Source organism: Agromyces cerinus subsp. cerinus, from assembly GCF_900142065.1.
In the GTDB taxonomy this organism is placed as follows: Bacteria; Actinomycetota; Actinomycetes; order Actinomycetales; family Microbacteriaceae; genus Agromyces; species Agromyces cerinus.
Genome location: NZ_FSRJ01000001.1, coordinates 1,103,932 through 1,114,740, shown reverse-complemented (window position 1 = coordinate 1,114,740; position 10,809 = coordinate 1,103,932). Strand labels below are relative to the sequence as shown.

The following is a 10,809-nucleotide window of genomic DNA, read 5'->3' as shown; positions in this document are numbered from 1 at the left end:
AAGCCGAGCGGACCGGGCTTCGGACAGGGGATCAGCGGCGTCCGCGGCGACCCAGCACTCCGGCGAACAACGCGTGCAGGAGCGGCAGCGCCGAAGCGATCATCAGCGTCGTTCCGAGCACGGGGTTCGGCGCGACGAGCACTGCTCCGCCGATCAGCAGGGCGGCGAACAGCACGGCCGACACGACGCGGCGGGCGACGCCCTCGACTCGGTCGAGACGCCGTTCGAGACGTGAGGTGTCGAACGAGAGCCGCCCCTCGTCGGCCTTCGTGATGAGCGCGTCGACGCGCTGGGGCAGCCGCCAGAGGAGTCCGGCGCTCTTCATCGCCTCTGCGGCGAGATCCCGCGCGAGATCGCCGCGCTCCTCATCGAGGAGTCGGGCCGCATAGGGTTCGACGGCGTCCCAGACGTTGAACTCGGGGTCGAGTCCGCTGCACATGCCCGAGGTGAGCGCCATCGACCGGATCAGCAGCAGCAGGTGCTCGGGCAGCTGGAAGGGGAGCGAGCGCATGACATCGCCGAACTCCTCGCCGAACTCGCGGAACTCGCGCGGGTCGACGTGCTTCAGTTGGGCGAATCCCATGCCGCCGAACCGTGCGAAGAGCTGGGAGAGCGCGCGCTCGAGCTCGCCCGTCTCCGCCGAGGGCATGAGCACGCCGATCTCACGGGCGGCCTCGATCATGGCGCGACCGTCGCGGGCGGCGACGGCGATGACGAGCGCGCGAAGCCCCGAGCGCAGCTCGGTCGGAACCTCGGCCATCATGCCGAAGTCGACGAAGGTGAGCCGCCACGGGAGAGCCGACCCGCCCGGCACGTCGTCTCGGTCGCTCGCGCGGGGCAACGGCGTGACGAAGATGTTGCCGGGGTGCGGATCGGCATGGACGAAGCCGTGCGTGAAGACCTGGTCGAACATGATCTCGGCGAAGACCCGCGCCACGTCGGCCGGCGGGATGCCGGCGGCACGCAATGCGTCGGTGTCGTTGATCTTGATCGCCGTCACGTCTTCGAGGGTCAGCACCCGGCGGGTCGTCCGCTCCCACACCACGGCCGGGGCGTACACGCGGGCGTCGTCGGCGAACGACTCCGCGAAGCGCTCGGCACTCGCGGCCTCGTGCAGGTAGTCGATCTCCTCGAGGCTCGTCTGCGCGAACTCCTCGACGAGGGCCGGGGCATCCACCCGGTCGGAGACGATGCGCACCCGCCGCAACCAACCGGCGACACGGCGGAGGGCGGCGAGGTCTACGGCGACGATCTGGTCGATGCCCGGTCGCTGCACCTTGACGACGACGTCGTGGAGCCCGGTCTCCGCAGCATCGCCGTCGGAGAGCCGGGCGCGGTGCACCTGCCCGAGCGAGGCCGCCGCCACGGGCACCTCGTCGAACCGGTCGAAGATCCGCTCGAGGCGTGCGCCCAGCTCGGCCTCTGCGAGTTCGCGGATCGCGGGGAACGGCACCGGCGGCACTTCGTCCTGCAGGCCCTCGAGCTCCGAGGTGATCTCGGGCGGCAGCACGTCGAGGCGTGAGGAGAGGAACTGCCCGACCTTGATCATGAGCCCGCCGAGCTCGACCGCGAGTACGCGGAAGTCCTCGGCGAGCTTTCGGATGCGCCGTTCGCGCGTGTTCTCGGCGACACGGGCGAGGCCCAGCTTCGGCAGAGCGAGCTCGAACCACCAGAGTTGGATCAGTCGCCGGGCCGCGAACGACAGGATGCGGCGCGAGCGCGCACGGCGTGCACGGTCGCTCATCGAGCCATCCGCTCGCCGGTTGCTCGCAGTGGTAGCAGGGGCCGCACGTGTCAGCTCTGGGCGAGGATCGTGTACAGCGCGCGACGAGCATCGTCGAGCACCGTCACGGCCTGCTTCACCTGGTCGGGCGTTCCGCTGCGGCCGAGCTGCGCGGCGGCGGCGGCGAGCTCGACCGCGGCCTTCGAGAGCGCACGGTGCTGCTCGCTGCCGAGGGGCGACGACGACTCCCAAGGGGCAGGGCGGTCGGCGGAGCCCTCGACCTCGGCGCGGCCGAGGTCGGTGAGCGAGTACGTCTTGCGACCGCGGAGCTCCTCGGCGACGATCAGCTCTTCATCGGCCAGCAGCTGCAGCGTCGGGTAGACCGATCCGGCGCTCGGCTTCCACGAGCCGCCGCTGCGCTCCTCGATCTCCTGGATGATCTGGTAGCCGTGCATCGGCTGCTCGGCGAGGAGGGCCAGCACGGCCGCGCGCACATCGCCGCGCGCCATCCGCTTCACGCCCGGTCTTGGGTCGAAGGTGGAGCGAAGCTGCTCCATCGCCTCCCAGATCGCCGCTCCCGGGCTGCCTGCCCCGAAGCCGCGCTCACCACCGAAACCTGCTCCACCGAATCCGCCTGTCGGGCGTTGACCGTTCATGATGACCTCCCGGTTCACGACTGAGCGATAGTCAACGATATATCGCTATCGCGATGGAGGGAAGGGGTACGTCGCGGTCAGCCACGCTTCGGCCTCACGCGGATGCCGCAGCCGCACGACCTCGAGATGCGGGCGTCGGCTCGCGGCGTCGTCGACGAGGTCGCCCCGGCTGGCATGCGTGCTCCACGCCCAGCGGATGATGTGCTCGGGGTCGCTGAAGATCGTGGTCAGTGGCGGCTCGAGGTTGCCGTTCCAGAGCTCCTCGCGCCGCGTGCGGCGCCGCAGCGTTCGCACGACGACCTGCCGCATCACGCGGGCTCGCGAGTAGTCGAGGAAGAGCAGCGTCGTCGCCCGGTCGGCGAGGAGCTCCCGAACCGGGTCGTACTGCCACTCGGTCACCCAGTCGGGCTGGGACGTGAACGCCTCGACGTCGGCGACGAAGCTCGGGCGCGGCGTCCAGTCGGGGCCGTGGAACAGCGCGTCGATCTCCTGGAACGGCAGTCCGGATGCCGCGGCGATCCGGCGTGCGAGGGTCGACTTGCCTGCTCCACTCGTGCCCGCGACGAGGATGCGCTGCGGGGAGCGGTCGCGTGGGGCATCGGCGGCGTGGGGCATCCGTTCACCCTAAACCGGGCCGGCACGCGACGTCGCGGTCGACGACCCGCGCCTGAGCGGGAATACGGAGACCGAACCATCCGTTCGCCTACGTCGTGAGTGAACCCATCAAGATCGACATCTGGTCCGACATCGCGTGCCCGTGGTGCTACATCGGCAAGCGCCACCTCGAGAGCGGCATCGCCTCGCTCGGCGACGACGCACCCGAGGTCGATATCACCTACCACTCCTTCGAACTCGCACCCGACACCCCGGTGGACTTCGAGGGCTCCGAGATCGACTTCCTCGCCAAGCACAAGGGCATGCCCGCAGAGCGCGTGCAGCAGATGCTCGAACACGTGACGGGCGTCGCCGCGACCGCCGGACTCGACTACGACTTCGACGCGCTGCAGCACACCAAGACGCTGAAGGCGCACGAACTGCTGCACTTCGCCAAGGAGCAGGGCCTCCAGCTCGAGCTGACTGAGCGCCTGCTGCGCGCGTACTTCACCGAGGGCCGCCACGTCGGCCGCGTCGACGAGCTCGTCGAGCTCGGCGCCGAGATCGGCCTCGACGCCGACGCGGCACGCGAGGCGCTCGAGTCCGGTCGGTACGCCGCAGCGGTGCAGGCCGACATCGCCCAGGCGCAGGCCTACGGCATCAACGGCGTGCCGTTCTTCGTGATCGAGGGCAAATACGGCATCTCGGGCGCACAGCCTGCGGAGGTCTTCGCGCAGGCGCTCACGCAGATCGCCGGCGAGCGCGAGGGTGCCGTCGCGTGAGCGAGGTCGACACCGCGACGACGGATGCCGCGGCGCCCGCGCCCTTCGCCATGATCACGGGCGACCCGTCGGCCATGGTCTGCGAGGGCGACGTCTGCTTCATCCCCCCTGCCGGTTGAGCCTGTCGAAACCTGCTGGTTGAGCCTGTCGAACCTGCTGGTTGAGCCTGTCGAACCTGCTGGTTGAGCCTGTCGAAACCTGCTGGTTGAGCCTGTCGAAACCTGCTGGTCGAGCCTGTCGAAACCCCGGTCCCGACAGGCTCGACCCGCAGAAGCGGGCTCGCGACGACCGGAGCCTGCGCTACTCGGGGTCCGAGATGTCGGCCACGGTCGCGCCGAACGCGTCGATGAGTCGATCGGCGTCGACGAAGAGGCTGCGGCCGTGTTCGCCGGCGCCCATCGAGACGCGCCGGCCCGCGATCGAGGCGTCGGCGACGACGGGCCACGCCGTGGTCGAGCCCAGCGGCGTGATCGTGCCGCGCTCGTATCCGGTCGCGGCGAGCGCGAGCGAGGCGTCGGGCAGCTGCAGCTTGTTGACGCCGACGACGGCGCGCAACTTCGACCACGAGATCTTGCGGCCGCCCGGCACGAGGGCGAAGACGTAGGTGTCGTCGCTGCGCTTGACGACGAGCGACTTCACGATGTCGGCGGGCGTGATGCCCATGAGCGCGGCGGCCTCCTCGAGGCTGTTCGCGGCAGGACGCTCGATGATCTCGACCTCGAGGCCGCGTGCCGCGGCATCCGCTCGCACCCGGTCCGCACCCGTGAGCTCCGACATGTCGTCCTCCCCAGCCTCGTCCTCCGAGAATCCTAGGCGCGCACGGCCGAAGCGGGCGAGCGCGCCCCGATCTCTGGGAGAATCGACGGTGATGTCCTCAACCACCACGCTTCCAACGGGCCCGCTCACGATCGGCGGGCTCGAACTCGACGTGCCCGTCGTGCTCGCCCCCATGGCCGGCATCACGAACACGGCCTTCCGTCGCCTCTGCCGTGAGTTCGGCGCGGGCCTCTACGTCAGCGAGATGATCACCTCGCGCGCGCTCGTCGAGCGCACGCCCGAGTCGATGCGCCTCATCACGCACCACGAGTCCGAGACGCCGCGCTCCATTCAGCTCTACGGCGTCGATCCGAAGACCGTCTCAGAGGCGGTCACCATGCTCGTCGCCGAAGACCGGGCCGATCACATCGACCTGAACTTCGGATGCCCCGTGCCGAAGGTCACCCGCAAGGGCGGCGGTGCAGCACTGCCGTGGAAGAGCGGGCTCTTCCGCGACATCGTCGAGGGTGCGGTGCGCGCAGCCGGCGACATCCCGCTCACCATCAAGATGCGCAAGGGCATCGACGCCGACCACCTCACCTACCTCGAGGCCGGTCGCATCGCCGAGGGCGCGGGCGTCGCCGCGGTCGCGCTGCACGCGCGCACCGCCTCCGAGTTCTACTCGGGCCAGGCCGACTGGTCGGCCATCGGGCGGCTCAAAGAGACGGTGACGAGCGTGCCGGTGCTCGGCAACGGCGACATCTGGTCGGCCGACGACGCCCTCCGCATGGTCGCCGAGACCGGGTGCGACGGCGTCGTCGTCGGGCGCGGATGCCTCGGCCGCCCGTGGCTCTTCGGCGACCTCGCCGCGGCGTTCCGCGGCGAGTCGGCGAGTTTCCACCCGTCGCTCGGGCAGGTGGCGCAGACGTTCCGCCGGCACGCCGAGCTCCTCACCGAGTTCTTCGACAGCGAAGAGCGAGGGTGCCGCGACATCCGCAAGCACGTCGCCTGGTACTTCAAGGGCTATCCAGTCGGCGGCGACCTCCGTGCGCGTCTCGCGACGGTGGAGTCGCTCGTGCAGCTCGACGAGCTGCTCGGCACGCTCGACTGGTCGATGCCCTACCCGGGCGAGGGCGCCGAGGGTCCGCGCGGCCGCGCCGGCACCCCGAAGAAGCCCGCTCTGCCCGACGGCTGGCTCGACTCGCAGGAGCTCGCCGGCCACGACCGTGTCACCCTCGTGGACGCCGAACTCGACACGAGCGGCGGCTGAGCATGCGCGAACCACTCTTCGGCGGCTACGGGGCCACCGACACCGAACGCTGGCTCCCCGAAGAGCACTCCTCGCGGCGCAGCGACTTCGCTCGTGACCGGGCGCGGCTGCTGCACTCGAGTGCGCTCCGCCGCCTCGCGGCGAAGACGCAGGTGCTGAGCCCCACGGCGGGCCTCGACTTCGCCCGCAATCGCCTCACGCACTCGCTCGAGGTCGCGCAGGTCGGCCGCGAGCTCGCCTCGAGTCTCGGGCTCGACCCCGACGTCGTCGACACGGCCTGCCTCGCGCACGACCTCGGGCACCCGCCCTTCGGTCACAACGGCGAGAAGGCGCTCAACACGTGGGCGGCCGACATCGGCGGCTTCGAGGGCAACGCGCAGACGCTGCGGCTGCTCACCCGGCTCGAGCCCAAGGTCTTCGGGCCCGATGGCCGAAGCTACGGGCTCAACCTCACCCGTGCGAGTCTCGACGCGAGCTGCAAGTACCCGTGGCCCGAGGCGACGAGCGTCGCCGACCCATCCGGCCGCGCCAAGTTCGGCTTCTACCAGAGCGACACCGAGGTGTTCCGCTGGCTCCGCGCCGGCGCCCCCGAGCGCCGGCTCTGCATCGAGGCGCAGGTCATGGACCTCAGCGACGACATCGCCTACTCGGTGCACGACTTCGAAGACGCGATCGTCAACGGCTACATCGACGTCGCAGCGCTCGGCGCCCGGGTCGACCACGAGAGCCTCGTCACGTCGATGTACGAGTGGGTCGGCGGTTCGATCACCCACGACGAGCTCATCGCCGCGTTCGATCGACTCGATTCCCTCGACGGCTGGCTCGACACGTGGAACGGCAGCCGCTTCGACCAGGGCCGTCTGAAGAACCTCACGAGCCAGCTCATCGGCCGGTTCGCGCACGCCGCGACCACGGCGACCCGATCGGCGTTCCCGCTCGCGAGCCTCATCAGGTTCGACGCCGACGTCATCGTGCCCCGCGAGATCCAGGCCGAGATCGCGGTGCTGAAGGGCATCGTGGCGGCATACGTCATGTCGAAGAACACGCGCCAGCCGATCTACCACCAGCAGCGCGAGGTGCTGACGTCGCTCGCCGACGTGCTCCTCGCGGGAGGCGAGCAGCACCTCGATGCCGGGTTCGCCGAAGACTGGCGTGCTGCGGGTGACGACGCCGCGCGCAAGCGGGTCGTCGTCGACCAGGTCGCGAGCCTCACCGACCAGTCTGCCCTCGCCTGGTACGAGCGCCTCGTGCAGCAGTGACGAATCGAGCCTTCGGCCGTCGACGCCCCGCGGCGAACTAGGATGAGAGCCATGGCGGGCCGAATTCGACAGAGCGATGTCGATGAGGTGAAGGCCCGCACGAACATCGCCGACATCGTGGGCGAGCACGTCAGCCTGAAGTCGGCCGGCGTGGGTTCGATGAAGGGCCTCTGCCCCTTCCACGACGAGCGCAGCCCGAGCTTCCACGTGCGGCCGGGTCTCGGCTACTACCACTGCTTCGGCTGCGGCGAGTCGGGTGACGCCTACACGTTCCTGCAGCGCATGGACCACGTCTCGTTCACCGAGGCGGTCGAGCGGCTCGCCGGCCGTATCGGCTTCGAGCTGCACTACGAAGACGGCGGTCAGGCCTCCGACCACGGCAACCGCGCACGGCTCCTGGCCGCGAACCAGGCGGCCTCCGAGTTCTTCGTCGAGCGCCTCAGCGCCCCCGATGCCGAGGTCGGCCGACGGTTCCTCGGCGAGCGCGGCTTCGACGCCGAGGCCGCTCGGCGGTTCGGGGTCGGCTTCGCGCCGAAGAGCTGGGACGCCCTGACCGATCACCTCAAGGGGCGCGGGTTCACGACCGAGGAGCTGTCGGCGTCGGGTCTCGTCTCCCAAGGCGACCGAGGCGTCTACGACCGCTTCCGCGGCCGGCTCGTCTGGCCGATCCGCGACGTCACCGGCCAGACCGTCGGTTTCGGTGCACGGCGCCTGCTCGACGACGACAAGGGTCCCAAGTACCTGAACACCCCCGAGACCGCGATCTACCACAAGTCGCAGGTGCTCTACGGGCTCGATCTGGCCAAGCGCGACATCTCGAAGACGCACCGTGTCGTGGTGGTCGAGGGCTACACCGACGTCATGGCATGCCACCTCGCCGGAGTCACGACGGCGATCGCGACGTGCGGCACCTCGTTCGGCGTCGACCACATCAAGGTGCTGCGCCGCGTGCTCGGCGATGCCTCGGGCGTCGGCGAGGTCGTCTTCACGTTCGACGGCGATGCGGCCGGCCAGCAGGCGGCGATCCGCGCCTTCGGCGAAGAGCAGCGCTTCGCCGCCCAGACGTTCGTGGCCGTCGCCCCAGACGGGCTCGACCCCTGCGACCTGCGCCTCGCCCGCGGCGATGGCGCGGTGCGAACCCTCATCGAGTCGCGCACGCCGATGTTCGAGTTCGTCATCAAGCACACGCTGGCCCAGTACGACCTCGAGACGGTCGAGGGCCGGGTGGCCGCGCTGCGGGCGGCGGCGCCCGTCGTCGCCGACATCCGCGACCCCGCGCTGCGGCCCGGGTACACCCGAGAGCTCGCCCGCATGCTGGGCGTCGAGCTCGGCGAGGTCACGCGCGCGGTGCGGTCTGCGGCGAGCCGACCGAAGTCGGGGGAGTCGGGCGGCGGCCAGTCCGCGGCATCCGGCGCCTCAGGCGCAAGCGAGGCGGCGGATGCCCCTGAGCGCCCGTTCTCGATCACGCAGCTGCCGAACGACCCCGCGACCCGTCTCGAGCGCGATGCCCTCCAGGCGATGGTGCAGCACCCCGACACCGTCGGCGCCGACCTGCTCCGGCACGCGGTCGACTGCCGGTTCGGCAATCCCTCGCTCACGGTGATCCGCGACGGCATCGCCTCGGTGCTCGCCTCCGCCGACCCGCAGGTGCGCGTCGACCGCGTCATCGCCGAGGTGCCGGCGCCGTTCGCCAGCCTCGTGCAGCAGCTTGCCGTCGCACCGATGCCCCATCGCAACGAGACCGAGCTCACCGTCTACGTGCAGGGCGTGGTGGGCGCTCTCGTCGATCGCGAACTGCTGCGCCAGAAGTCCGAGCTGCTCGGGCGCCTGCAGCGCACCGACCGCAGCGATGTCGCCGCGTTCGCGGCACTGCAGCGCGCCCTCGTCGAGATCGAGACCGAGCGTCGGGCCCTCAGGGCCGACTGAGGGCCATCCGCACGAAGAGGCCCGCCGACGCGCATCCGTTGCGTCCAATGTTGCAGATCGGTAAACATTCTGCCGTGGAGCCGTCGCTCCAAGCACCGTTCCGAGGCCGTGTGCTACGTCTTGGGGATACGAAAACGCGTCTGCGCGCAGCGCAGCGCGATTCAGTCCTGACAGGAAGAGGTAGACGGATATGACATCCGCATCCAAGAACGGGCGGCGCGGCCTCGTCGCAGTGGCCGGTCTTTCGGCCGCAGCCCTCGCTCTCGCCGGCTGCGCGGCCGGCCAACCGGGCGACGACGCCTCCGGCAGCTCGATCACCATCGGCACGACCGACAAGGTGACCACGCTCGACCCGGCCGGCTCGTATGACAACGGCTCGCTCGCCGTGCAGACGCAGGTCTTCCCGTACCTGCTGAACACCGACTACCAGAGCACCGACGTCGTGCCCGACCTCGCCGAGTCGGCCGAGTTCACCTCGCCGACCGAGTACACGGTCAAGCTTCCCGCGGGCCTGAAGTGGGCGAACGGCAACGACCTCACCGCCGACGACGTGAAGTTCTCGTTCGACCGTCAGGTCGCGATCGCCGACCCCAACGGCGCCTCGAGCCTGCTGTACAACCTCGACAGCACCGAGGTCGTCGACGACACCACGGTCGTCTTCCACCTCAAGGCCGAGAACGACCAGGTCTTCCCGCTCATCCTCACGAGCTTCCCGGGCGCCATCGTCGACGACGAGGTCTTCGCGGCCGACGCGCTCACCCCCGACGACGACATCGTCGCGGCGAACGCGTTCGCGGGCCCGTACACGATCACGAGCTACGACTTCAACACGCTCATCTCGTTCAAGAAGAACCCCGAGTACAAGGGCCTCCTCGCCGAGGCGAAGACCGACACGGTCAACCTGAAGTACTACGCCGAGTCGTCGAACCTGAAGCTCGACGTGCAGGAGGGCGGCATCGACGTCGCCTACCGCAGCCTCTCCGCGACCGACATCGACGACCTCAAGGGCAACGACAAGGTCAACGTGGTCGAGGGTCCCGGCGGCGAGATCCGCTACATCGTCTTCAACTTCGACACGCAGCCGTACGGCGCGAAGACGCCCGAGGCCGACCCGGCCAAGGCACTCGCAGTGCGCCAGGCCGTCGCCGATCTCATCGACCGCGATGAGCTGGCCGACCAGGTCTACAAGGGCACCTACACGCCGCTGTACTCCTACGTGCCTGCCGGCATCGCGGGTGCGGTCGAGCCGCTCGTCGAGATGTACGGCGACGGCCAGGGTGCGCCCGACGCCGACAAGGCCGCCGAGCGTCTCACGGCTGCGGGCGTGACCACGCCGGTCGAGCTGAACCTGCAGTACTCGAACGACCACTACGGCCCCTCGTCGGCCGACGAGTACGCGCTCATCAAGGACCAGCTCGAGTCGACGGGCCTGTTCACGGTCAACCTGCAGACCACCGAGTGGGTGCAGTACTCCGAAGACCGCACGTCCGACGTGTACCCGGCCTACCAGCTGGGTTGGTTCCCCGACTACTCGGACGCCGACAACTACGTCACGCCGTTCTTCCTGATCGAGAACTTCCTCGGGAACCACTACGTGAACCAGGAGGTCAACGACCTGATCATCAAGCAGGCCTCCGAGCCCGACCCCGCAACCCGCACCGCCGACATCGAGGCGATCCAGGAGAAGGTGGCGGCCGACCTGTCGACCGTGCCGTACCTGCAGGGCGCTCAGGTCGCCGTGACGGGCACCGACGTGGAGGGCGCCGACGAGACGCTCGACGCTTCGTTCAAGTTCCGCTACGCAGCGCTGTCGAAGGGCTGAGCCGGCTGAACGGCTAGAGTC

At 69.6% G+C, this 10,809-nt stretch carries 10 protein-coding genes; 6 read left to right on the top strand and 4 right to left on the bottom strand.

Annotated features, from left to right (window positions below):
* Nucleotides 1–31: 31 nt before the first annotated feature.
* The 3 genes from BUR99_RS05095 to BUR99_RS05085 are packed head-to-tail and all read right to left on the bottom strand — an operon-like array spanning nucleotide 32 to nucleotide 2,994.
* The gene (locus BUR99_RS05095; RefSeq protein ID WP_074259195.1) at nucleotides 32–1,744 is read right to left on the bottom strand and encodes an ABC1 kinase family protein; all 1,713 of its coding nucleotides are present in this window, start codon (nucleotides 1,742–1,744) and stop codon (nucleotides 32–34) included.
* A gap of 50 nt (nucleotides 1,745–1,794) precedes the next feature.
* Nucleotides 1,795–2,379 (bottom strand): PadR family transcriptional regulator, encoded by a 585-nt coding sequence (locus tag BUR99_RS05090; protein WP_074259494.1) that lies wholly within the window; start codon nucleotides 2,377–2,379, stop codon nucleotides 1,795–1,797.
* A 45-nt stretch (nucleotides 2,380–2,424) separates the two neighbouring features.
* Nucleotides 2,425–2,994 (bottom strand): P-loop NTPase family protein, encoded by a 570-nt coding sequence (locus BUR99_RS05085; RefSeq protein WP_074259194.1) that lies wholly within the window; start codon nucleotides 2,992–2,994, stop codon nucleotides 2,425–2,427.
* Between the two features lie 95 nt (nucleotides 2,995–3,089).
* On the opposite strand from BUR99_RS05085, the gene BUR99_RS05080 reads away from it, so the two are divergent.
* Nucleotides 3,090–3,755 carry a DsbA family oxidoreductase gene (locus BUR99_RS05080; protein ID WP_074259193.1) on the top strand — a complete coding sequence of 222 codons (666 nt, stop codon included), beginning with the start codon at nucleotides 3,090–3,092 and terminating at the stop codon, nucleotides 3,753–3,755.
* Nucleotides 3,752–3,874 carry a hypothetical protein gene (locus tag BUR99_RS20605; protein ID WP_268754819.1) on the top strand — a complete coding sequence of 41 codons (123 nt, stop codon included), beginning with the start codon at nucleotides 3,752–3,754 and terminating at the stop codon, nucleotides 3,872–3,874. Before BUR99_RS05080 ends, BUR99_RS20605 begins: the two co-directional genes overlap by 4 nt.
* Before the next feature lie 181 nt (nucleotides 3,875–4,055).
* Here the strand turns inward: BUR99_RS20605 and BUR99_RS05075 are convergent, their stop codons facing one another.
* Nucleotides 4,056–4,532, bottom strand: a complete 477-nt coding sequence (locus BUR99_RS05075) for an aminoacyl-tRNA deacylase (RefSeq protein WP_074259192.1) — start codon at nucleotides 4,530–4,532, stop codon at nucleotides 4,056–4,058.
* A 91-nt stretch (nucleotides 4,533–4,623) separates the two neighbouring features.
* Here BUR99_RS05075 and dusB point away from each other — a divergent pair, with 91 nt between their 5' ends.
* From dusB to BUR99_RS05055, 4 genes are all read left to right on the top strand, one after another.
* Nucleotides 4,624–5,781: a tRNA dihydrouridine synthase DusB gene (gene dusB / locus BUR99_RS05070; RefSeq protein ID WP_074259191.1), complete on the top strand. Its 1,158-nt coding sequence runs from the start codon at nucleotides 4,624–4,626 to the stop codon at nucleotides 5,779–5,781.
* 2 nt (nucleotides 5,782–5,783) lie between these two features.
* Nucleotides 5,784–7,040: a deoxyguanosinetriphosphate triphosphohydrolase gene (locus BUR99_RS05065; RefSeq protein WP_074259190.1), complete on the top strand. Its 1,257-nt coding sequence runs from the start codon at nucleotides 5,784–5,786 to the stop codon at nucleotides 7,038–7,040.
* A 51-nt stretch (nucleotides 7,041–7,091) separates the two neighbouring features.
* Nucleotides 7,092–8,966, top strand: a complete 1,875-nt coding sequence (gene dnaG, locus BUR99_RS05060) for a DNA primase (RefSeq protein WP_074259189.1) — start codon at nucleotides 7,092–7,094, stop codon at nucleotides 8,964–8,966.
* A 190-nt stretch (nucleotides 8,967–9,156) separates the two neighbouring features.
* On the top strand, nucleotides 9,157–10,788 hold the full coding sequence (locus BUR99_RS05055; RefSeq protein WP_074259188.1) for an ABC transporter substrate-binding protein: 1,632 nt from the start codon (nucleotides 9,157–9,159) through the stop codon (nucleotides 10,786–10,788).
* Nucleotides 10,789–10,809 lie beyond the last annotated feature (21 nt).